This window comes from Dechloromonas sp. ARDL1 (genome assembly GCF_051122455.1).
Taxonomy (GTDB): Bacteria; Pseudomonadota; Gammaproteobacteria; order Burkholderiales; family Rhodocyclaceae; genus Azonexus.
On record NZ_CP168939.1, the window covers coordinates 3230332 to 3253628 of the forward strand.

General features: G+C 59.0%; 23 protein-coding genes and 4 tRNA genes. All 27 read right to left on the reverse strand.

Features of this window, described 5'->3' with window-relative positions; genetic code table 11:
- The 27 genes from rplP to AB6Q56_RS16215 all read right to left on the reverse strand — a co-directional run bounded on the left by rplP (position 1) and on the right by AB6Q56_RS16215 (position 23253).
- Positions 1-414, reverse strand: a complete 414-nt coding sequence (rplP, locus tag AB6Q56_RS16085; RefSeq protein WP_150429715.1) for a 50S ribosomal protein L16 — start codon at positions 412-414, stop codon at positions 1-3.
- The gene (rpsC, locus tag AB6Q56_RS16090) at positions 415-1200 is read right to left on the reverse strand and encodes a 30S ribosomal protein S3 (RefSeq protein ID WP_434514074.1); all 786 of its coding nucleotides are present in this window, start codon (positions 1198-1200) and stop codon (positions 415-417) included.
- A 9-nt stretch (positions 1201-1209) separates the two neighbouring features.
- Positions 1210-1539, reverse strand: coding sequence for a 50S ribosomal protein L22 (gene rplV, locus AB6Q56_RS16095; RefSeq protein WP_150429713.1), 330 nt, complete (start codon positions 1537-1539; stop codon positions 1210-1212).
- 9 nt (positions 1540-1548) lie between these two features.
- Positions 1549-1824, reverse strand: coding sequence for a 30S ribosomal protein S19 (gene rpsS / locus AB6Q56_RS16100; protein WP_076091637.1), 276 nt, complete (start codon positions 1822-1824; stop codon positions 1549-1551).
- Between the two features lie 10 nt (positions 1825-1834).
- Positions 1835-2662, reverse strand: a complete 828-nt coding sequence (rplB, locus tag AB6Q56_RS16105; RefSeq protein ID WP_434514075.1) for a 50S ribosomal protein L2 — start codon at positions 2660-2662, stop codon at positions 1835-1837.
- On the reverse strand, positions 2662-2964 hold the full coding sequence (rplW, locus tag AB6Q56_RS16110) for a 50S ribosomal protein L23 (protein ID WP_150429711.1): 303 nt from the start codon (positions 2962-2964) through the stop codon (positions 2662-2664). The genes rplB and rplW overlap by 1 nt, the downstream gene beginning before the upstream one ends.
- Positions 2961-3584: a 50S ribosomal protein L4 gene (gene rplD, locus AB6Q56_RS16115; protein ID WP_434514076.1), complete on the reverse strand. Its 624-nt coding sequence runs from the start codon at positions 3582-3584 to the stop codon at positions 2961-2963. The genes rplW and rplD overlap by 4 nt, the downstream gene beginning before the upstream one ends.
- Before the next feature lie 9 nt (positions 3585-3593).
- Complete coding sequence (gene rplC, locus AB6Q56_RS16120; protein WP_434514077.1) at positions 3594-4232, reverse strand: 50S ribosomal protein L3; 639 nt, start codon at positions 4230-4232, stop codon at positions 3594-3596.
- A 110-nt stretch (positions 4233-4342) separates the two neighbouring features.
- Positions 4343-4654: a 30S ribosomal protein S10 gene (gene rpsJ, locus AB6Q56_RS16125; RefSeq protein ID WP_028994183.1), complete on the reverse strand. Its 312-nt coding sequence runs from the start codon at positions 4652-4654 to the stop codon at positions 4343-4345.
- A 62-nt stretch (positions 4655-4716) separates the two neighbouring features.
- A complete protein-coding gene (tuf, locus tag AB6Q56_RS16130) occupies positions 4717-5907 on the reverse strand; it encodes an elongation factor Tu (RefSeq protein WP_275707748.1) in 1191 nt (396 codons plus the stop codon).
- Positions 5908-5928: 21 nt separating this feature from the next.
- Positions 5929-8022, reverse strand: coding sequence for an elongation factor G (fusA, locus tag AB6Q56_RS16135; RefSeq protein WP_434514078.1), 2094 nt, complete (start codon positions 8020-8022; stop codon positions 5929-5931).
- A gap of 17 nt (positions 8023-8039) precedes the next feature.
- The gene (gene rpsG, locus AB6Q56_RS16140) at positions 8040-8510 is read right to left on the reverse strand and encodes a 30S ribosomal protein S7 (RefSeq protein WP_434514079.1); all 471 of its coding nucleotides are present in this window, start codon (positions 8508-8510) and stop codon (positions 8040-8042) included.
- Positions 8511-8620: 110 nt separating this feature from the next.
- Positions 8621-8998: a 30S ribosomal protein S12 gene (rpsL, locus tag AB6Q56_RS16145; RefSeq protein ID WP_011286083.1), complete on the reverse strand. Its 378-nt coding sequence runs from the start codon at positions 8996-8998 to the stop codon at positions 8621-8623.
- Positions 8999-9155: 157 nt separating this feature from the next.
- Positions 9156-13367, reverse strand: coding sequence for a DNA-directed RNA polymerase subunit beta' (gene rpoC / locus AB6Q56_RS16150; protein ID WP_434514080.1), 4212 nt, complete (start codon positions 13365-13367; stop codon positions 9156-9158).
- Between the two features lie 22 nt (positions 13368-13389).
- Entirely contained in the window at positions 13390-17673 is a 4284-nt protein-coding gene (rpoB, locus tag AB6Q56_RS16155; protein ID WP_434514081.1) for a DNA-directed RNA polymerase subunit beta, read from the reverse strand.
- Between the two features lie 209 nt (positions 17674-17882).
- Positions 17883-18257 (reverse strand): 50S ribosomal protein L7/L12, encoded by a 375-nt coding sequence (gene rplL / locus AB6Q56_RS16160; protein ID WP_434514082.1) that lies wholly within the window; start codon positions 18255-18257, stop codon positions 17883-17885.
- 37 nt (positions 18258-18294) lie between these two features.
- Positions 18295-18792, reverse strand: coding sequence for a 50S ribosomal protein L10 (gene rplJ / locus AB6Q56_RS16165; protein WP_150429703.1), 498 nt, complete (start codon positions 18790-18792; stop codon positions 18295-18297).
- Positions 18793-19015: 223 nt separating this feature from the next.
- Positions 19016-19711, reverse strand: coding sequence for a 50S ribosomal protein L1 (gene rplA, locus AB6Q56_RS16170; protein WP_434514083.1), 696 nt, complete (start codon positions 19709-19711; stop codon positions 19016-19018).
- A gap of 2 nt (positions 19712-19713) precedes the next feature.
- The gene (gene rplK, locus AB6Q56_RS16175; protein ID WP_434514084.1) at positions 19714-20145 is read right to left on the reverse strand and encodes a 50S ribosomal protein L11; all 432 of its coding nucleotides are present in this window, start codon (positions 20143-20145) and stop codon (positions 19714-19716) included.
- A gap of 105 nt (positions 20146-20250) precedes the next feature.
- Positions 20251-20784 carry a transcription termination/antitermination protein NusG gene (nusG, locus tag AB6Q56_RS16180; protein ID WP_434514085.1) on the reverse strand — a complete coding sequence of 178 codons (534 nt, stop codon included), beginning with the start codon at positions 20782-20784 and terminating at the stop codon, positions 20251-20253.
- Positions 20781-21134: a preprotein translocase subunit SecE gene (gene secE / locus AB6Q56_RS16185; RefSeq protein ID WP_434514086.1), complete on the reverse strand. Its 354-nt coding sequence runs from the start codon at positions 21132-21134 to the stop codon at positions 20781-20783. The genes nusG and secE overlap by 4 nt, the downstream gene beginning before the upstream one ends.
- A 24-nt stretch (positions 21135-21158) precedes the next feature.
- A tRNA-Trp gene (locus tag AB6Q56_RS16190) sits at positions 21159-21234 on the reverse strand.
- A gap of 63 nt (positions 21235-21297) precedes the next feature.
- Positions 21298-22488, reverse strand: coding sequence for an elongation factor Tu (tuf, locus tag AB6Q56_RS16195; RefSeq protein ID WP_275707748.1), 1191 nt, complete (start codon positions 22486-22488; stop codon positions 21298-21300).
- 52 nt (positions 22489-22540) lie between these two features.
- A tRNA-Thr gene (locus AB6Q56_RS16200) sits at positions 22541-22615 on the reverse strand.
- 30 nt (positions 22616-22645) lie between these two features.
- Positions 22646-22719, reverse strand: a tRNA-Gly gene (locus tag AB6Q56_RS16205).
- A gap of 42 nt (positions 22720-22761) precedes the next feature.
- Positions 22762-22846, reverse strand: a tRNA-Tyr gene (locus tag AB6Q56_RS16210).
- A 98-nt stretch (positions 22847-22944) separates the two neighbouring features.
- Entirely contained in the window at positions 22945-23253 is a 309-nt protein-coding gene (locus AB6Q56_RS16215) for a c-type cytochrome (RefSeq protein WP_434514087.1), read from the reverse strand.
- Between the last annotated feature and the right edge of the window lie 44 nt (positions 23254-23297).

The window sequence follows — 23297 nt, forward strand, 5'->3', positions numbered from 1 at the left end:
TTACCCCAGATGACGAGTCACGAAGGTGGTAGCAATCGGCAGCTTGGCAGCAGCGAGAGCAAACGCCTCGCGAGCCAGCGCTTCGTTGACACCATCCATTTCATAGAGCACTTTGCCCGGCTGGATTTCGGCGACCCAGTACTCCGGATTACCCTTACCGTTACCCATACGAACTTCGGCCGGCTTCTTGGAAATCGGCTTGTCCGGGAAGATACGGATCCAGATGCGGCCACCGCGCTTGATATGACGAGTCATGGCGCGACGGGCAGCTTCGATCTGACGAGCCGTCAGACGACCGCGACCGATCGCCTTGAGACCCCACTCACCGAAGGAAACCTTCGTACCGCGAGTCGCCAGACCCTCATTGCGGCCCTTGTGCTCCTTGCGGAACTTGCGACGATTAGGTTGCAACATTTAGGCACCTGCCTTTCTGACACCGCGCTTGGCACCAGCATCGCCGTCAGCCTTCTTGACAGTACGGGTACGCGGCTTATCGCCTTCCGGCTTACCCGGGGCGCGACGCGGACGACGCTCTTCGGCTGCCAGCTCTTCGGCGACCGGCTGGGCGTTACGGTCGAGCATGTCGCCCTTGTAAACCCAGACCTTGATACCGATGATGCCGTAGGTGGTCAGCGCTTCGGAAGTTGCGTAGTCGATGTCGGCGCGCAGGGTGTGCAGGGGCACACGACCTTCGCGATACCACTCGCTACGGGCGATTTCTGCACCGTTCAGACGTCCGGCGCTCATCACCTTGATACCCTGGGCACCGAGGCGCATAGCGTTCTGCATCGCGCGCTTCATGGCACGACGGAACATGATGCGTTTCTCGAGCTGCTGGGCGATCGAATCGGCGATCAGCTGGGCATCGATTTCCGGCTTGCGAATTTCTTCGATCGACACATGGACGGGAACGCCCATGATGCGCTGAAGATCCGTACGCAGCTGTTCGATATCTTCGCCCTTCTTGCCGATGACCACGCCCGGACGAGCGGAATAAACGGTGACGCGGGCGTTCTTGGCCGGACGTTCGATCAGAACGCGACCGACCGAGGCATGCGCAAGCTTACGCTTCAGGTACTCGCGCACCTTGACGTCTTCTTGCAGCATGCCCGGGAAGTCCTTGCTGTTGGCGTACCAGCGCGAACTCCAGTTCTTGGTGACGGCCAGACGGAAGCCAGTCGGATGAATTTTCTGTCCCATGGCTCTTCCTTAGTTACCAACGGTCAGATAAATATGGCAGGTCGGCTTGCTGATCCGATTGCCACGACCCTTGGCGCGCGCCGTGAAGCGCTTCAGCACCATACCTTTTTCGACGTAGATGACCTTGACCTTAAGTTCGTCGATATCGGCGCCGTCGTTGTGCTCGGCGTTGGCGATAGCCGACTCCAGCACCTTTTTGATGATACCGGCACCCTTAGTCGGGCTAAAGGCCAGGATGTTGAGAGCCTGACCAACCGGCTTGCCGCGCACGAGATCCGCCACTAGGCGGCCTTTTTGCGCAGAGAGGCGTACGCCCCGCAGACTTGCACGAGTTTCCATGTCAGCTCCTTACTTCTTGGCCTTCTTGCCGGCGGTGTGACCCTTGAACGTACGGGTCAGCGAAAACTCGCCAAGCTTGTGACCGACCATATTCTCGGTGACGAACACCGGAATATGCTGCTTACCATTGTGGACCGCGATCGTCAGGCCGATGAACTCGGGGAGGATCGTCGAACGACGCGACCAGGTCTTGATCGGGCGCTTGTCATTGGTGGCGCGAACTGCTTCGACCTTGTCGATCAGGTGCGCATCAATAAACGGGCCCTTTTTGAGAGAACGTCCCATTTCCTACCCCTTAACGCTTATGACGGCGCTGAACGATCATGCTGTTCGTGCGCTTGTTGCTGCGGGTACGGTAACCCTTGGTGGGCTGACCCCACGGGTTGACCGGAACACGGCCTTCACCGGTCTTGCCTTCACCACCACCGTGCGGGTGGTCGATCGGGTTCATCGCGGTACCACGGACGGTCGGACGAATACCACGCCAGCGCTGAGCACCAGCCTTGCCGATCTTGCGCAGGTTGTTTTCCTCATTGCCGACCTCACCAACGGTGGCGCGGCATTCGACGTGCACGCGGCGAACTTCGCCGGAGCGCAGACGAATCTGGGCATAGGAACCTTCACGAGCCAGCAACTGAACGGATGTACCAGCGGAACGAGCGATTTGTGCGCCCTTGCCCGGCATCATCTCGACGCAGCAGATAGTTGTACCAACCGGAATGTTACGGATCGGCAAGGCGTTACCCGACTTAATCGGAGCCTCGGAGCCGCTCATGATCTGCTGACCGACCACCATGCCCTTGTTGGCAATGATGTAACGGCGTTCGCCGTCGGCGTAGCAAACCAAGGCAATATTCGCCGTGCGGTTCGGATCATATTCCAGACGCTCAACCTTGGCCGGAATGCCATCTTTGTTGCGCTTGAAATCGACAACCCGATAAGCCTGCTTGTGACCACCGCCCTGATGGCGAACGGTGATACGACCGTTGTTGTTGCGGCCGGAATTCTTGGACTGCGACTCGACCAGACCGGCGAACGGCTTGCCTTTGTGCAGGTTGGCATTAACAACCTGAACAACGCCACGACGCCCCGGAGAGGTCGGCTTGACTTTAACGAGAGCCATTATGCATTGCCCCCTTCAACGAAATTGATTTCCTGGCCCGGCTTCAGGCTCACATAGGCCTTTTTCCAGCCCTTGCGACGGCCGGTTGCACCCTTGAAGCGCTTGACCTTGCCCTTGACGTTGGCGACCTGAACAGCCTCAACCTCAACCTTGAACAGCAGCTCGACAGCGGCCTTGATTTCCGGCTTGGTCGCATCGGATGCGACACGGAAAACCACTTGCTCATGCTTGTCGGCAACGTAGGTAGCCTTCTCGGAGATTTGCGGTGCCAGCAGCACCTGCATCAGACGCTCTTGATTCATCCCCACATCTCCTCGAACTTGGCCACGGCGTTCTTGGTCACCAGAACCTTGTTGAAGCGAACCAGAGAAACCGGGTCGGCCTCCTGAGCTTCCAGAACCAGAACATTGGGCAGGTTGCGCGACGACAGATAGAGATTCTCGTTCAGCTCGTCGGTAACAACCAGAAGATTGCCTTCCAGGCCCATGCCCTTCAACTTCTGAGCAAACAGCTTGGTCTTCGGCGCATCGACGGACAGATCGTCGATCACGACCAGACGATCCTGACGGGCCAACTCGGAGAGGATCGCAGCCATGCCGGCGCGGAACATCTTCTTGTTAACCTTCTGGGAATAATTTTGGTCTGGAGAGTTCGGGAAAATCCGACCACCTCCGCGCCACAGCGGGCTACCGTTAGAGCCAGCGCGAGCACGACCGGTACCCTTCTGACGCCACGGCTTGGTGGTGGTATGACGGACTTCGGAGCGATCCTTCTGCTTGCTGTCACCGGAACGCGCATTCGCCTGATAGGCAACGACGATTTGGTGCACCAGCGCCTCATTGAATTCGCGACCGAACAGCACGTCGGAAGCCTGCAGCTTGGCTGCTTCCTGACCTTGTTCGTTAATAACCTTCAGTTCCATGTCGCCCCCTTAAGCCTTGACTGCCGGACGCACGACGACGTCAGAACCCTTGGCACCCGGAACAGCGCCCTTGACCAGCAGCAGCTGGCGATCGGCATCGACACGGACGATGGTCAGGCTCTGCAGGGTCGACTGCACGTCGCCCAGATGGCCGGCCATGCGCTTACCCGGGAAAACACGACCCGGATCCTGCGCCATACCAATGGAACCCGGCGCGTTGTGCGACACCGAGTTACCGTGGGACGCACGGTTGGAGCTGAAGTTGTGGCGCTTGATACCACCCTGGAAACCCTTACCGATCGAGGTGCCGGTCACATCAACCTTTTGCCCTTCGGCAAAAATAGTGACAGCGACCTGATCGCCGGCCTTGAAATTGGCCAACTGATCAGCTTCGATACGGAATTCCTTGAGCACATGCCCGGCTTCCACGCCCGCTTTGGCCAGATGGCCAGCAAGGGGCTTGGAAACACGCGAGGCACGGCGCTTGCCGAATGCGACCTGAATGGCTGCGTAGCCATCGATCTCCGGCGTTTTGACTTGGGTCACGCGGTTATTGGACACGTCAAGCACAGTTACCGGAATGGACGCACCATCCTCGGCAAAAATGCGAGTCATGCCAACCTTGCGACCAACAAGGCCTAGACTCATGGTTATTCTCCTCATCGCCGGCTGCGATTGGCCGGTCGATGTAAAACAACAAATGGGCAGCCGTTGCCGGCCACCCCCGAAAGGCGCGGATTATATCCGCAAAACTACAATTACTGCAACTTGATCTCGACGTCGACGCCAGCCGGCAGATCCAGCTTCATCAAGGCATCAACAGTCTTGTCGGTCGGATCGACGATATCCATCAGACGTAGATGGGTACGAATCTCGAGCTGATCGCGGGAAGCCTTGTTCACGTGCGGCGAACGCAGGATGTCGAAACGCTGCTTGCGGGTCGGCAGCGGAACGGGACCACGAACGACAGCGCCGGTACGCTTGGCGGTCTCGACGATTTCCTGGGCGGATTGATCGATCAGGCGATAGTCGAAGGCCTTCAGACGGATACGGATTTTTTGGCTTTGCATTTTCTTGGCTTCCAAAGAACGATGGGGTGAGTGTCACCCACCCCGGTTTTCAAAAAGAACGATTACTCGATGATTTTGGCGACGACGCCGGCGCCGACGGTACGACCGCCTTCGCGGATGGCGAAGCGCAGACCTTCTTCCATGGCGATCGGTGCAATCAGCTTGACCGTCATCTGGATGTTGTCACCCGGCATGACCATTTCAACGCCCTCCGGCAGCGAGATCGCACCGGTCACGTCGGTCGTACGGAAGTAGAACTGCGGACGGTAGTTGTTGAAGAACGGGGTGTGACGACCACCTTCGTCCTTGGACAGAACGTACACTTCGCCCGTGAAGTGGGTGTGCGGGGTGATGGAGCCCGGCTTGCACAGGACTTGACCACGCTCGACGTCTTCACGCTTGGTGCCACGCAGCAGGGCGCCGATGTTGTCGCCAGCTTGACCTTGGTCGAGCAGCTTGCGGAACATTTCCACACCGGTACAGGTAGTCTTCTGGGTCGGACGGATACCGACGATTTCGATTTCTTCGCCAACCTTGACGATGCCGCGCTCAACACGACCGGTCACAACGGTGCCGCGACCAGAGATGGAGAAGACGTCTTCGACCGGCATCAGGAACGGCATGTCAACTGCGCGCTCCGGGGTCGGGATGTAGGAGTCCAGGGCATCAGCCAGGCGGAAGATGGACGGTTCGCCGATTTCGGACTGGTCGCCTTCCAGGGCCTTCAGAGCGGAGCCATGGATGATCGGGGTGTCGTCGCCCGGGAAGTCGTACTTGGAGAGCAGTTCGCGCAGTTCCATTTCGACCAGCTCGAGCAGCTCGGCGTCGTCAACCATGTCGCACTTGTTCATGAACACGAGAACGTACGGCACGCCAACTTGGCGAGCCAGCAGGATGTGCTCACGGGTTTGCGGCATCGGGCCGTCAGCGGCGGAACAGACCAGAATGGCGCCGTCCATCTGGGCGGCACCGGTAATCATGTTCTTGACGTAGTCAGCGTGGCCCGGGCAGTCAACGTGGGCGTAGTGACGGTTGGCGGTTTCGTATTCGACGTGGGCGGTGTTGATGGTGATGCCGCGCGCCTTTTCTTCCGGGGCAGCGTCGATTTCATCGTACTTCTTGGCGGCGCCGCCAAACTTGGCCGACAGCACAGTCGTGATCGCAGCGGTCAGCGTGGTCTTGCCGTGGTCAACGTGACCAATCGTGCCAACGTTCACGTGCGGTTTCGTACGCTCGAATTTTTCCTTAGCCATTATCGGTTCTCCAATAAGGTGTTACTTTTTGTTGATGACAGCGTCAGCGACGTTCTTCGGCGCTTCCGTGTAGTGCTTGAATTCCATCGAGTAGGTGGCACGACCTTGCGACAAGGAGCGCAGCGAGGTGGCGTAGCCGAACATTTCGGACAGCGGCACTTCCGCCTTGACAACCTTGATGCCGCCAGCCTGATCTTCCATACCCTGGACGATGCCACGGCGGGAGGAGAGATCGCCCATCACGTTACCCATGTAGTCTTCCGGGGTCTCGACTTCAACGGCCATCATCGGCTCGAGCAGCGTCGGGCTGGCCTTCTTCATGCCCTCCTTGAAAGCCATGGAAGCAGCCATGCGGAACGCGTTTTCGTTCGAGTCAACGTCGTGGTAGGAACCATCGAACAGGGTGAACTTGATGTCCACGACCGGGAAGCCGGCCAGCACGCCGCTCGTGATGGCATCCTGCAAGCCCTTGTCGACCGCCGGAATGAATTCGCGCGGAACGACACCGCCCTTGATGGCATCAACGAAGGTATAGCCAGCGCCCGGCTCGTTCGGCTCAATCTTGAGCCAGACGTGACCGAACTGACCGCGACCACCGGACTGCTTGACGAACTTGCCTTCCTGTTCGACAGCCTTCTTGATGCATTCACGGTAGGCAACTTGCGGGGCACCAACTGCAGCTTCGACGTTGAATTCGCGACGCATGCGATCGACGATGATGTCGAGGTGCAACTCGCCCATACCGGAGATGATGGTCTGACCGGACTCTTCATCGGTACGAACGCGGAAGGACGGATCCTCGGCAGCCAGACGACCCAGCGCGATGCCCATCTTTTCCTGGTCGGCCTTGGTCTTCGGCTCGACGGCAACGTGAATAACCGGGTCCGGGAACACCATGCGTTCGAGGATGATCGGCGCATCCGGATCACACAGGGTTTCACCCGTGGTCACTTCCTTCAGGCCGACGCAAGCAGCAATATCACCCGCCAGAACCTCCTTGATTTCTTCACGGTTGTTGGCGTGCATCTGCAGAATACGGCCGATACGCTCCTTCTTGCCCTTGACCGAGTTGTACACGGTGGCGCCCGAGTTGAGCACACCGGAGTAAACACGAATGAAGGTCAGCTGGCCGACAAACGGGTCGGTCATCAGCTTGAATGCCAGCGCCGAGAACTTCTCGGCGTCGTCCGCCTTGCGGGATGCCGGCTGCTCGCGCTCATCGACACCTGTGACCGGCGGAATGTCGACCGGCGACGGCAGCAACTCGATGACAGCATCCAGCATGCGCTGCACACCCTTGTTCTTGAATGCAGTACCGCACAGCATCGGCTGGATTTCGCAAGCCAAAGTACGCAGGCGCAGACCTTCCTTGATCTTGGCCTCGGACAGCTCACCGTTTTCCAGATATTCATTCATCAGATCTTCAGAGGCTTCGGCAGCCGCTTCGATCATCTGCTCACGCCAGGTCTGGGCGGTTTCGACCAGGTCGGCCGGCACGTCGACGTAGTCGAACTTCATGCCCTGGGAAGCCTCGTCCCAAATGATGGCCTTCATCTTGAGCAGGTCAACCACGCCGGAGAAGGTATCTTCGGCGCCAATGGGGATAACGATGGGAACCGGGTTTGCCTTCAGACGCGTACGCATCTGGTCCACGACCTTGAAGAAGTTGGCACCAGAGCGGTCCATCTTGTTCACGAAGGCGAGACGCGGCACCTTGTACTTAGTAGCCTGACGCCAAACGGTTTCCGACTGAGGCTGAACTCCACCGACCGCACAGTAAACCATGCAGGCACCGTCCAGGACGCGCATAGAGCGCTCGACTTCGATCGTGAAGTCGACGTGCCCCGGAGTGTCGATGATATTGAAACGATGCTCAGGGAAAGAGCTATCCATGCCCTTCCAGAAGCAGGTGGTAGCAGCAGAGGTGATGGTGATGCCACGCTCCTGCTCCTGCTCCATCCAGTCCATAGTGGCGGCGCCGTCGTGCACTTCACCGATCTTGTGGTTAACACCGGTGTAGTACAGGATGCGCTCGGTCGTGGTGGTCTTGCCGGCGTCGATGTGGGCGCTGATACCGATATTGCGGTAGCGCTCGATGGGAGTTTTACGTGCCACGTTAAGCCCTTTGAGAATTAGAAGCGGAAGTGAGCGAAGGCCTTGTTGGCTTCGGCCATGCGGTGAACTTCATCACGCTTCTTGACTGCGCCACCGCGGTTTTCAGCGGCTTCCAGCATTTCGGCAGCCAGACGCTGACCCATGGACTTCTCGGAACGCTTGCGGGCAGACTCACGCAGCCAGCGCATAGCCAGCGCAGCGCGACGAGCCGGACGCACTTCAACAGGCACCTGGTAGTTGGCACCGCCAACACGACGGGACTTCACTTCGACCATCGGCTTGACGTTACCCATGGCAGAGCCAAAAACTTCCAGCGGATCCTTGCCGGACTTGGTGGTAATGATGTCAAACGCGCCATAGACGATGCGCTCAGCGACAGACTTCTTGCCGCTTTGCATGATGGCGTTGATGAACTTGGAGACTTCGACATTGCCGAACTTCGGATCCGGCAGAATGTCACGTTTCGGTACTTCGCGACGACGGGGCATATTAACCTCAATTAAACACGATTCAGTTGAAAAGCCGGGAATGGGTTTTCACCCACCCGGCTCTCTCGACCGCCCAAAAGAGCGGCCACTTACTCAAGCCACCTAAATGATCAGGCAGCCTTCGGACGCTTGGCCCCGTACTTGGAACGGGACTGCTTACGATCTTTGACGCCCTGCGTATCCAGGGAACCGCGCACGGTGTGGTAACGCACACCCGGCAAGTCCTTGACACGACCACCGCGGATCAGAACAACAGAGTGCTCCTGCAGGTTGTGGCCTTCACCGCCGATATACGAAATGACTTCGAAGCCATTCGTCAGACGAACCTTGCAAACCTTACGCAGAGCGGAGTTCGGTTTTTTCGGGGTAGTGGTGTAAACGCGGGTGCAAACGCCACGCTTCTGCGGGCACTTTTCCAGAGCAGGAACCTTGCTCTTGGCCTTTTCCGCGACGCGCGGCTTGCGCACGAGCTGGTTGATGGTCGGCATATCAAACTTCCTTCAACGGCCGGGCACCGAAACGGGGTGCACGACGGCAATTTTGTTATCCAAAGCGGAGACAATGATTAGCCTCCGCCGACAAAGACCATAAATTCTATGGCCGATCAACCCCCGTGTCAACGTGACCCAGGGGTTGCCCAACGATTTACAGGCCCTGATCTGCTTCCTGCGTTGCATTTTCCGCAGCAGCTTCTTCGATCGGGCGATTGGCTGCCTGGTCTTCGCCTGCCGCCTGGGCCTTGCGGCTGCGGTGGTAGGCCAGACCGGTACCTGCCGGGATGAGACGACCGACAATGACGTTTTCCTTGAGACCACGCAATTCGTCGCGCTTGCCCATGATGGCGGCTTCGGTCAGAACGCGGGTGGTTTCCTGGAACGACGCCGCCGAGATGAACGAATCGGTCGACAACGAAGCCTTGGTGATACCGAGCAGCATGTGGTCGAAGGTCGCCGGCAGCTTGCCTTCAGCATTGGCACGATCGTTTTCGGCCAGCAGTTCGGCACGCTCGACCTGCTCGGACTTGATGAACTTGGTGTCACCCGGTTCAACGATGGTCACGCGACGCAGCATCTGACGGACGATCACTTCGATGTGCTTGTCGTTGATCTTGACGCCCTGCAGACGATACACGTCCTGCACTTCGTCGGTGATGTAGCGGGCCAGCGCCTCGACACCCTGCAGACGCAGGATATCGTGCGGATCCGGCTCGCCTTCGACGATCTTCTCGCCCTTGTTCACCACTTGGCCGTCGTGCACCAAAACGTGCTTGTCCTTGGAGATCAGGAACTCATGGACATTGCCATCGAGGTCGGTAATGACCAGACGCTGTTTGCCCTTGGTGTCCTTACCGAAGCTGATGGTCCCGGTAACTTCCGCCAGGACGGATGCATCTTTCGGGGTACGGGCTTCGAACAGCTCGGCAACACGCGGCAGACCGCCGGTAATGTCGCGAGTCTTCGCAGATTCCTGCGGCATACGGGCCAGCACATCACCGACGCCGACCTGTTGGCCGTCGACCACGGAAATGATCGAGCCGACCTGGAAGGCGATGGAAACGGCATGATCGCTGCCGTGGATCTTGACTTCCTGGCCGCTCTCGTCGAGCAGCTTGACCACCGGACGAACGCCCTTGGTTGCCGCCTTGCCGCCACGCTTGTGGTCGATAACGACCAGCGTGGACAAGCCGGTCACGTCGTCGACCTGCTTGGCGACGGTAACGCCCTCTTCGACGTTCTCGAAACGCACGATACCGGCGTATTCGGTAATGATCGGACGGGTGTGCGGATCCCAGGTTGCCAGCTTGGCACCGGCCTTGACGGCCTTGCCTTCGTCGGCGGACAGGATGGCACCGTACGGTACCTTGTGACGCTCGCGTTCGCGACCGTGGTCGTCGGTAATCAGCACCTCGCCGGAGCGGGAGATGACGACCTTCTCGCCCTTGGCGCTGGTCACGTAGCGCATGTTCGAGGTGTAACGGACGGTACCGGCCGACTTGCCTTCGATCTTGTCGGCGACGGCAGCGCGGGAAGCGGCACCACCGACGTGGAAGGTACGCATGGTGAGCTGGGTACCCGGCTCACCGATGGACTGGGCGGCAATGACGCCGACCGATTCACCGGCATTGACCATGGTGCCGCGACCGAGGTCACGACCGTAGCACTTGGCGCACAGGCCGTAACGCGTATCACAGGTCAGCGGGGTGCGGACCTTGACTTCGTCGATACCCAGCTTATCGATCAGATCGACCAGGTCTTCGTCGAGCATGGTGCCGGCAAAGATGACGGTTTCCTGGGTTTCCGGATCGACCAGGTCATCGACGGTCACGCGACCGAGGATACGCTCGCGCAACGGCTCGATGACTTCACCGCCTTCGACCAGCGCCTTGACGGCGAAACCGTTCTTGGTACCGCAGTCGTCTTCGGTGATAACCAGATCCTGGGTCACGTCGACCAGACGGCGCGTCAGGTAACCGGAGTTGGCGGTCTTCAGCGCGGTGTCGGCCAGACCCTTACGGGCACCGTGGGTCGAAATGAAGTACTGGAGAACGTTCAGACCTTCGCGGAAGTTGGTCGTGATCGGCGTTTCGATAATCGAGCCGTCCGGCTTCGCCATCAGGCCGCGCATACCGGCCAGCTGACGGATCTGGGCGGCGGAACCGCGGGCGCCGGAGTCGGCCATCATATAGATGGAGTTGAAGGAGTCCTGCTTGACCTTCTTGCCATGGCGGTCGACGACTTCCTCGTGGCCGAGTTCGTCCATCATGACCTTGGCGACCTGGTCACCGGTACGGCCCCAGATGTCGACGACCTTGTTGTAACGCTCTCCCTGGGTGACCAGACCGTTCGTGTACTGGGTCTCAATTTCCTTCACTTCAGCTTCGGCTTCGGCGATGATTTCGTATTTCTTGGCCGGGACGCGCATGTCGTCCGAGCAGAAGGAGATGCCGGCGCGGGTAGCGAGGGCGTAGCCGTTCTGCATCAGCTTGTCGGCGAAGACGACCGTTTCCTTCAGGCCGCAACGACGGAACGATTCGTCGATCAGTTTGGAGATTTCCTTCTTCTTCAGCGCCTTGTCGATGACCTTGAAGGGTAGGCCCTTGGGCAGAATCTTGGACAGGATGGCGCGACCGACGGTGGTTTCGATACGGACAATCTTCTCGATCCATTCGCCCTCGACGGCACCGGCTTCGTATTGCGGCAGGCGAACCGAGATGCGCGAATGGATATCGAGCTCCTTGGAAGCGAGCGCACGCTCGACTTCGGCGACGTCGGCGAAGTACATACCTTCACCCTTGCCGTTGATCTTTTCGCGGGTCGCGTAGTACAGACCGAGAACGATATCCTGCGACGGCACGATGATCGGCGCGCCGTTGGCGGGCGACAGCACGTTGTTGGAGGCCAGCATCAGTGTTCGTGCTTCCATCTGGGCTTCGAGCGACAGCGGGACGTGAACAGCCATCTGGTCACCGTCGAAGTCGGCGTTGAACGCGGCGCAGACGAGCGGATGGAGCTGGATGGCCTTGCCTTCGATCAGGGTCGGCTCGAAAGCCTGGATACCCAGACGGTGCAGGGTCGGCGCACGGTTCAGCATGACCGGGTGTTCGCGGATGACATCTTCCAGGATGTCCCACACCACCGGCTCCTGTCCTTCGACCATCTTCTTGGCTTGCTTGATGGTCGTGGCGTAGCCGAGCACTTCCAGCTTGTGGAAAATGAAGGGCTTGAACAGTTCCAGCGCCATCAGCTTGGGCAGACCGCACTGATGCAGCTTGAGCTGCGGACCGACCACGATGACCGAACGACCAGAGTAGTCGACGCGCTTGCCGAGCAGGTTCTGACGGAAACGACCGCCCTTGCCCTTGATCATGTCGGCCAGCGATTTGAGCGGACGCTTGTTGGCGCCAGTCATCGCCTTGCCGCGACGGCCGTTGTCGAGCAGCGAGTCGACGGCTTCCTGCAGCATGCGCTTTTCGTTGCGCACGATGATTTCCGGGGCCTTGAGCTCGAGCAGACGCTTCAGACGGTTGTTACGGTTGATGACGCGACGATACAGGTCGTTCAGGTCGGAGGTCGCGAAGCGGCCGCCATCGAGCGGCACCAGCGGACGCAGGTCCGGCGGCAGGACGGGCAGCACTTCGAGGATCATCCAGTCTGGCTTGATGCCGGACTTCTGGAAGCCTTCGAGAATCTTCAGGCGCTTGGCCAGCTTCTTGTTCTTGGCTTCGGAACCGGTCACTTCCAGTTCGGCACGCAGGGACTCGACTTCGCTGTTGAGTTCGAGGTTACGCAGCAGTTCGCGGATACCCTCGGCGCCCATCAGGGCCTGGAAGTCGTCACCATGCTCCTCGACCATTTCCAGGTACTGGTCTTCGGTCAGTAGTTGGCTGCGCTGCAGGTTGGAGACCATGCCCGGGTCGGTAACGACATAGGCTTCGAAGTACAGGACGCGCTCGATATCGCGCAGCGTCATGTCGAGCACCATGCCCAGACGGGACGGCAGCGACTTCAGGAACCAGATGTGGGCGGTCGGCGAAGCCAGTTCGATGTGACCCATGCGGTCGCGACGAACCTTGGCCAGCGTCACTTCGACGCCGCACTTCTCGCAGATGACGCCGCGATGCTTCAGGCGCTTGTACTTGCCGCACAGGCACTCATAGTCCTTGATCGGGCCGAAGATCTTGGCGCAGAACAGGCCGTCGCGTTCCGGCTTGAAGGTACGGTAGTTGATGGTTTCCGGCTTCTTGACTTCACCGTAGGACCAGGAACGGATCTTCTCGGGCGAGGCGAGGCCAATGGTAATCGCGTCGAATTCCTCCTCGGCGGTTACCTGCTTGAACAGATCGAGCAATGCTTTCATCGTTTAACTCCTAAGCCCTGAATCAGTAACGTTCCAGATCGATGTCGATCGCCAGCGAACGGATTTCCTTGACCAGCACGTTGAAGGATTCCGGCATGCCGGCATCGATCTTGTGCTCGCCCTTGACGATGTTTTCGTACACCTTGGTACGGCCATTCACGTCATCGGACTTGACGGTGAGCATTTCCTGCAGCACGTAGGATGCGCCGTAGGCTTCGAGTGCCCACACTTCCATTTCACCGAAGCGCTGACCACCAAACTGCGCCTTGCCACCCAGCGGCTGCTGTGTAACGAGGGAGTACGGACCGGTCGAACGGGCGTGCATCTTGTCATCGACCAAGTGATGCAGCTTCAGGTAATGCATGTAGCCGACCGTAACCTGGCGCTCGAAAGCTTCCCCAGTACGACCGTCGAACAGGGTCATCTGGCCCGAGGACGGCATGCCTGCAAGGGCCAGCATGGCCTTGATTTCCTCTTCCTTGGCACCATCGAACACCGGGGTGGCGAACGGCACACCGGAAGTCAGGTTGCCGGCCATTTCCATGACTTCGCCGTCGTTCAGCTGGTCGAGATCCTCGACCTTGCCGTTCGAGTTATAGACCTTGTCGAGGAAGCCACGGACCTCCTTGACGCTGGCCTGGGCGCGCAGCATGGCGCCGATCTTGTGGCCGAGGCCCTTGGCGGCGAGGCCGAGGTGGACTTCGAGAATCTGACCGACGTTCATCCGGGACGGCACGCCGAGCGGGTTCAGCACGATGTCGACCGGGCTGCCGTCTTCCATGTGCGGCATGTCCTCGACCGGCAAGATGCGCGAAACGACGCCCTTGTTACCGTGACGACCGGCCATCTTGTCGCCCGGTTGCAGGCGGCGCTTGACGGCCACGTAGACCTTGACCATCTTCTGCACACCCGGCGGCAGTTCGTCGCCCTGGGTCAGCTTCTTGCGCTTCGCTTCAAACGCGACGTCGAAGTCCTTGCGAGCCTGCTCCAAGCCTTCCTTGACCTGCTCAAGCTGCTGGGCAGCTTCGTCGTCGGACAGGCGGATATCGAACCAGTGGTGCGGATCCATGCCGTCCAGGTAGGACTGCTCGATGACCGTGCCCTTAGCCAGCTTCTTCGGACCGCCGTTGGCCTTCTTGCCAATGATCAGGCGACCGACACGCTCGAAGGCATCGCGTTCGACGATACGCATCTGGTCGGCGAGGTCCAGCTTGTAGTGACGCAGGTGCTCGTCGATGATCGACTGGGCACGCTTGTCGCGCTCGATCCCCTCGCGGGTGAACACCTGGACATCGATGACGGTACCGGCAATGCCCGACGGCACACGCAGCGAGGTGTCCTTCACGTCGGAAGCCTTCTCGCCGAAGATGGCGCGCAGCAGCTTTTCTTCCGGCGTCAGCTGGGTTTCGCCCTTCGGCGTAACCTTACCGACCAGCACGTCGCCGGCTTCGACTTCGGCACCGATGTACACGATGCCGGAATCGTCCAGACGGGACAGCTGGGCTTCGCCAAGGGAGGCGATGTCGCGCGTGATTTCTTCAGGGCCGAGCTTGGTATCGCGGGCAACGACCGTCAATTCCTCGATGTGGATCGAGGTGTAGCGGTCTTCGGCGACGACGCGCTCGGAGATCAGGATCGAGTCTTCGAAGTTGTAGCCGTTCCAAGGCATGAAGGCGATCAGCATGTTCTGGCCGAGGGCGAGTTCGCCCTTGTCGGTGGAGGCACCGTCGGCGACCACGTCGCCCTTCGCGATCACGTCGCCAACCTTGACCATCGGACGCTGGTTGATGTTGGTGTTCTGGTTGGAACGGGTGTACTTGACCAGGTTGTAGATGTCGACACCGACTTCACCAGCAATGGTTTCGTCGTCATTGACACGGACCACGACACGGCCAGCATCGACGTAGTCGACCTTACCGCCGCGCAGGGCAACGACAGCGGTACCCGAGTCGACCGCCACAGTGCGTTCGATGCCGGTTCCGACCAGCGGCTTTTCCGGACGCAGACAGGGGACGGCCTGGCGTTGCATGTTGGCGCCCATCAAGGCACGGTTCGCGTCGTCGTGCTCAAGGAACGGAATCAGCGAGGCAGCAACGGAAACAATCTGGCCCGGCGCAACGTCCATGTACTGGACACGGCCCGGCTCGGCGAGAATGGTTTCGCCCTTCTCGCGGCAGGTAACGAGGTCGTCGGACAAGCGGCCTTCGCCATCCAGAGCCGCGTTGGCCTGGGCGACGACGTAGTTGCCCTCTTCGATGGCCGACAGGTATTCGATGTCGTTGGTGACCTTGCCGTCGGCAACCTTGCGGTAGGCAGTTTCGATGAAGCCATAGCTGTTCACGCGGGCGAACAGAGCCAGGGAGTTGATCAGGCCGATGTTCGGGCCTTCCGGTGTTTCGATCGGGCAGACACGACCGTAGTGGGTCGGATGCACGTCGCGGACTTCGAAGCCGGCGCGTTCGCGGGTCAGACCACCCGGGCCAAGAGCCGAGACACGGCGCTTATGGGTAATTTCCGACAGCGGGTTAGTCTGGTCCATAAACTGCGACAGCTGGCTGGAGCCGAAGAATTCCTTGATCGCGGCGCTGATCGGCTTGGCGTTGATCAGGTCGTGCGGCATCAGGTTGTCGGATTCAGCTTGCGACAGACGCTCCTTGACGGCACGCTCGACACGCACCAAACCAGCGCGGAACTGGTTTTCGGCCAGTTCGCCAACCGAACGCACGCGGCGGTTACCGAGGTGGTCGATATCGTCGATTTCACCGCGACCGTTGCGCAGCTCGACCAGGATGCGGATCACGTCGACGATATCGCGCGGCGACAGGGTCAGTTGCTCGCGCACTTCGACGTTGGCGCCCAGCGGCTTCAACTTGGCGGCCAGCGCCTCGGCCTCGGCTTGCGTCGAGTTCTCGATCATGGCGCGAGCGCCGAACGGCAGCAGACCAACCAGGTCCTGAATCGCGGACAGGGCGAAACCGGAAGCTTCGGCCAGGTTCTTGAGGGCGGCTTCGGCCTTGGAAGCCAGGCCCTTGACCATCACCTTGTACTCGATGACGTCCTGGCGCGACAGGCGACGGTTAAACTTCATGCGGCCGACGCCCGACAGGTCGTAGCGCTCGTCGGAATAGAACAAGCCGTTGAACAGGATTTCGACAGCTTCTTCCGTCGGCGGCTCGCCCGGACGCATCATGCGGTAGATGGCGATGCGGGCAGCCTGCCGGGTAGCTGTTTCATCGGCACGCAGCGTGTTCGAGATGAAAGCGCCCCGGTCGAGATCGTTGGTGTACAGCGTTTCAACGGTCAAGATATCGGCTTCGCGCAGCTTGGCGAGCAGGGTCTCGGTGATTTCGTCGTTGGCGTTGGCAACCACTTCACCAGTGGCCTTGTCGATGATGTTCTTGGCGACAACGCGGCCTACCAGGAACTCGTCCGGCACGGCGATCTGCTTGATGCCGGCAGCACCAATTTCACGAATGTGCTTGGCGGTGATGCGCTTGTCCTTGGCAACGATCAGCTTGCCGTCCGGGGCAACGAAGTCGAAGCGCGCAACTTCGCCGCGCAGACGCTCCGGAACCAGCGTGAATTCGACCTTGTCCTTAGCAAGCAGGAAGGTATCGAATTCGAAGAACTGGGCCAGGATTTCCTCGGACGACATGCCGATGGCCTTGAGCAGCGTCGTGACCGGCATCTTGCGGCGACGGTCAACACGGAAGAACAGGGTGTCCTTCGGATCGAACTCGAAGTCCAGCCAGGAACCGCGGTAGGGAATGACCCGTGCCGAGAAGAGCAGCTTGCCCGAGCTGTGAGTCTTGCCGCGGTCGTGCTCAAAGAACACACCCGGCGAGCGGTGCAACTGGGAAACGATGACTCGTTCGGTACCGTTGATCACGAAAGAACCATTGGTCGTCATCAAGGGAATTTCACCCATGTAGACTTCCTGCTCCTTCACTTCCTTCACAGTATCCGGCGCTTCGCGATCCATGATGACCAGGCGGACCTTGGCGCGCAGCGACGAAGCGAAGGTCAGGCCCCGCTGGTGACACTCGGTCACGTCGAAGGCCGGCTCGCCCAGCATGTAGCTGACGAATTCCAGACGAGCATTGCCGGAATGCGAAACGATCGGGAAAATCGAGGTGAACGCTGCCTGCAGGCCTTCGTTCTTCCGCTTCTCGGGCGCCACTTCGTCTTGCAGGAAATCCTTGAAAGACTGCAGTTGGGTCGCCAACAAGTAGGGAACGTCCAGCACGCTCGCGCGCTTGGCGAAGCTCTTGCGGATGCGTTTCTTCTCGGTGAAGGAGTAAGTCATGGTAACTCCGTGAGGATGAAATCAAACATAAAACTTGTGGAAACAGGCAAACGCAAACAGACTCCCCTCTCTTGGCAGAAAGAGAAAAGTTCGGTTTGCGTTTGCCGGCTGGCGGTACTCAAGCTTATTTCAGCAATTCGGTCTAAGCTGTTTTACAAAACACAAAAGGGCTGGCGGCAAAAACCGCCAGCCCACAGGGCAAAAGTCGATTACTTGATTTCGACCTTGGCGCCAGCGTCTTCCAGTTGCTTCTTGAGGGCTTCGGCGTCGGCCTTGGCAATGCCTTCCTTGACCGGCTTCGGAGCGCCATCAACCAGATCCTTGGCTTCCTTCAGGCCCAAGCCGGTAGCCGCACGAACGACCTTAATGACTTCAACCTTCTTGTCGCCGGCGCCAGCCAGGACAACGGTGAATTCGGTCTGTTCTTCAGCAGCAGCGGCAGCGCCACCACCGGCCGGGCCGGCAACGGCGACGGCAGCGGCGGAAACGCCAAACTTCTCTTCGAATGCCTTGACCAGGTCATTCAGTTCCATAACGGTCAGGGAGCCAACGGCTTCCAGGATGTCTTCTTTGCTAATTGCCATTTCAAATAACTCCTAAATCAGTTCGTAAGCGGTACGGTTAAGCGGCAGCTTCTTCGCGCTGGGTAGCCAGGGCAGCCAGGCCGCGGACGAAGCCGGCAACCGGAGCTTGCATGACGTACAGCAGCTTGGAGAGCAGCTCTTCGCGGCTCGGTACAGAAGCGAGCGCTTGCACGCCAGCCTTGTCGAGCACCTTGCCGGCATAGGAACCGGCCTTGAGGACGAGCTTGTCGTTGGTTTTGGCGAAGTCAGCGAGGACCTTCGCAGCGGCCACCGGGTCGGCGGAAACGCTGTAAATCAGCGGTCCGACCATTTGGTCAGCCAGGCCAGCGAACTCGGTGCCCGCGACCGCGCGACGCACCAGGGTGTTCTTCAACACACGCAGGTAAACGCCAGACTCGCGTGCCTTCTTGCGCAGCACGGTGAGGTCGGTAACCTCGATGCCACGATATTCGGCGACCACGATGGTCTGAGCGTTGGCCACTTGTGCCGACACCTCAGCTACAACCGCTTTTTTGTCGTTCAGATTGAGACCCACAGGTCTTTCCTCCTTTCAAGTCATAACACGATGGAAAAATTCCATCGCCCTTACGGCGACCTGAACCAGAAGCTATGCTGCCCGTTACCGGTCAGCAGAAAATCTTGTTCGGGGACACCGTCTGCGCAGGGTGCTTTCGCGATTAAGCCCCGTTACCGGGGCGCCTGCGGTCTTTGACGATCCATGGCGAATACCGGAGCATCCGCCATGACCCAAAGTACTTTTAGCCAGCCAGAGAAGCCTGATCGACGCGAACGCCGGGGCCCATCGTGGCGGAAACGGCGATCTTCTTCAGGTACTGACCCTTGGAAGAAGCCGGCTTGGCCTTTTGCAATGCGTCGATCAGCGCCTTCAGGTTGGTTTCCAGATTCTCGACAGAGAAGGAAGCACGACCGATGGTGGCGTGAACGATACCGGCCTTGTCGGTGCGGTACTGAACCTGACCGGCCTTGGCGTTCTTGACGGCGGTGGCGACATCCATGGTCACCGTACCGACCTTCGGGTTCGGCATCAAACCGCGCGGACCGAGGATTTGGCCCAATTGACCAACGACCTTCATGGCGTCCGGCGTAGCGATGACGACGTCGAAGTTCAGATTGCCGGCCTTGACTTCGGCGGCCAGATCGTCGAACCCGACAACTTCGGCGCCTGCTGCCTTGGCAGCTTCAGCCTTGTCGCCCTGGGCGAACACGGCAACACGAACAGACTTGCCGGTACCAGCCGGCAGAACAACGGAGCCGCGAACGACCTGGTCGGATTTACGCGCATCAACACCGAGATTGACGGCGACATCGATCGACTCGTCAAACTTGGCGGTAGCGGTTTCCTTGGCCAGGGTCAGAGCTTCCTGCAGCGGATACAGCTTCTGGGCGACAACCTTCTCGGCCAGAGCCTTTTGTTTCTTCGTGAGCTTGGCCATGATTACAGACCCTCCACCGTGATGCCCATCGAGCGGGCGGAGCCGGCGATGGTGCGAATAGCTGCTTCCATGTCGGCAGCGGTCAGGTCAGGCATCTTGGCCTTGGCGATCTCTTCGCATTGGGCGCGGGTGATCTTGCCGACCTTGTCGGTATGCGGCTTAGCCGAACCGGACTTGATACCGGCAGCCTTCTTGATCAGGATGGTTGCCGGCGGCGTCTTCATCACGAAGGTGAAGGACTTGTCCGCGTAGGCGGTAATGACAACCGGAATCGGCAGGCCCGGCTCGACGCCTTGGGTCTGGGCGTTGAACGCCTTGCAGAATTCCATGATGTTCAGACCGCGCTGACCCAGCGCGGGACCGATCGGGGGCGACGGATTCGCCTTGCCGGCCGGCACTTGCAGCTTGATAAAGCCGACAATTTTCTTGGCCATGATTACTCCTAAATTATGAGTGGTAGCGCGCTTTGATCACAGGACAATCGACTACTAACGCTCCTCTTGCCGAAATCGAGGTTTCCGGCGGACCCTAAACCTGTATCAGGCTTTTTCAACCTGACCGAATTCGAGCTCGACCGGCGTAGCGCGACCAAAAATGGTCACCGACACGCGCAGGCGATTCTTTTCGTAGTTGACGTCTTCGACCGAGCCATGGAAGTCGGTAAACGGCCCCTCCTTGACGCGAACGACCTCGCCCACTTCGAACAGCACCTTAGGACGGGGCTTCTCGACCCCCTCCTGCATCTGCTGCATGATCTTGTCGACTTCCTTCTGGGAAATCGGTGTCGGCTTGGTGGCCGTACCGCCCACAAAGCCCGTAACCTTCGGAGTGTTTTTTACCAAATGCCAGGAATCGTCATCCATCTCCATTTCGCACAGCACATAGCCCGGAAAGAACTTGCGCTCGGAAATAGCCTTCTGGCCACCCTTCATTTCAACCACTTCTTCAACCGGAACGAGAATCCGGCCAAATTTATCCTGCATACCCAAGCGGGTAATGCGCTCCTGAATGGCGCGCATCACACTCTTTTCGAAGCCGGAGTAGGCATGTACGACGTACCAACGTTTGCTCATGATTTCTTCCAGCCCAGCACCCAGTCGTACAGGACAACCTCAAGGCTCTTATCAGTCAGATACAGGAAGATCGCCATGACCACAACGAAGGCGAACACCGCCCCGGTGGTTTGCATGGTTTCCTTGCGCGTCGGCCAGACAACCTTCTTGGCCTCGACGACCGCCTCGTTGCCAAAAACAAAAAAGCGCTGACCCGGCTCGGTTTTCCAAGCCACGACAACTGCCAGCGCCAACCCAACGAGGACCGCCAGGACGCGCAAAATCATTGCCTGCTCCGAGAGCAGGTAGAAGCCAGCCACGCCAGCAGCCAGAATAACCAGCGCTAGCGCAAACTTGATCTTGTTAGCCATGACGTTCGCGATCTTTAAAGAGAGTGGCAGGGGCGGAGGGAATCGAACCCCCGACCTTCGGTTTTGGAAACCGGCGCTCTACCAATTGAGCTACACCCCTGCTGCAGAGACACTAAAGCGCCCCGGTTTCCCAGAGCGCTCTTGCAACTATTACTACAATCGATTACTCGATGATTTTGGCGACGACGCCGGCGCCGACGGTACGACCGCCTTCGCGGATGGCGAAGCGCAGACCTTCTTCCATGGCGATCGGTGCAATCAGCTTGACCGTCATCTGGATGTTGTCACCCGGCATGACCATTTCAACGCCCTCCGGCAGCGAGATCGCACCGGTCACGTCGGTCGTACGGAAGTAGAACTGCGGACGGTAGTTGTTGAAGAACGGGGTGTGACGACCACCTTCGTCCTTGGACAGAACGTACACTTCGCCCGTGAAGTGGGTGTGCGGGGTGATGGAGCCCGGCTTGCACAGGACTTGACCACGCTCGACGTCTTCACGCTTGGTGCCACGCAGCAGGGCGCCGATGTTGTCGCCAGCTTGACCTTGGTCGAGCAGCTTGCGGAACATTTCCACACCGGTACAGGTAGTCTTCTGGGTCGGACGGATACCGACGATTTCGATTTCTTCGCCAACCTTGACGATGCCGCGCTCAACACGACCGGTCACAACGGTGCCGCGACCAGAGATGGAGAAGACGTCTTCGACCGGCATCAGGAACGGCATGTCGACTGCGCGCTCCGGGGTCGGGATGTAGGAGTCCAGGGCATCAGCCAGGCGGAAGATGGACGGTTCGCCGATTTCGGACTGGTCGCCTTCCAGGGCCTTCAGAGCGGAGCCATGGATGATCGGGGTGTCGTCGCCCGGGAAGTCGTACTTGGAGAGCAGTTCGCGCAGTTCCATTTCGACCAGCTCGAGCAGCTCGGCGTCGTCAACCATGTCGCACTTGTTCATGAACACGAGAACGTACGGCACGCCAACTTGGCGAGCCAGCAGGATGTGCTCACGGGTTTGCGGCATCGGGCCGTCAGCGGCGGAACAGACCAGAATGGCGCCGTCCATCTGGGCGGCACCGGTAATCATGTTCTTGACGTAGTCAGCGTGGCCCGGGCAGTCAACGTGGGCGTAGTGACGGTTGGCGGTTTCGTATTCGACGTGGGCGGTGTTGATGGTGATGCCGCGCGCCTTTTCTTCCGGGGCAGCGTCGATTTCATCGTACTTCTTGGCGGCGCCGCCAAACTTGGCCGACAGCACAGTCGTGATCGCAGCGGTCAGCGTGGTCTTGCCGTGGTCAACGTGACCAATCGTGCCAACGTTCACGTGCGGTTTCGTACGCTCGAATTTTTCCTTAGCCATTCCAGTTCCTCAATAATCAGATAAATAAAAATCCAGAATCCAAGCTAATCGGTGGTGCCCATGGGCAGGATCGAACTGCCGACCTCTCCCTTACCAAGGGAGTGCTCTACCACTGAGCCACATGGGCCTACCTTAAAACTCCAGCCGTACCGTGTCGTGGAGCGGGTGAAGGGAATCGAACCCTCGTCTTAAGCTTGGAAGGCTTCAGCTCTACCATTGAGCTACACCCGCAAAACCCTACGCCCGCAGCACAGGCCGCTACAGCATTAAATCTGGTGGAGGGAGAAGGATTCGAACCTTCGAAGGCTGAGCCGACAGATTTACAGTCTGTTCCCGTTGACCGCTTGGGTATCCCTCCGGAAGAACCCGAGATTATCCAGACGACGCCTCACCCTGTCAACACCCAAAAACATAAAAGCCGGCATATAGCCGGCTTTTCGCGAATTTGAAACTGAATTACTTCTGGGACAGAACCCAGGCAGCCAGTTTCTTGGCTTCGTCTTCGGTAACGTTATTCGGCGGCATCGGGATTTCGCCCCATGCACCCTTGCCGCCCGCCTTGATCTTGGCAGCCAAAGCAGCCGGAGCCTTGGCATCACCCTTGTACTTGGCGGCAACGTCCTTGTACGCCGGGCCAACCAGCTTCTTGTCGACTGCGTGGCAGGACATGCAGTTCTTGGCCTTGGCCAGCGCCTCATCGGCGTGCGCCTGACCGGCCATCACGACACCTGCGGCTGCCATCATGGCAATGTAAACAGCTTTCATTCTCTCGCTCCGTTCATCGGGTTGGTGGAAATAACAGCATCGGA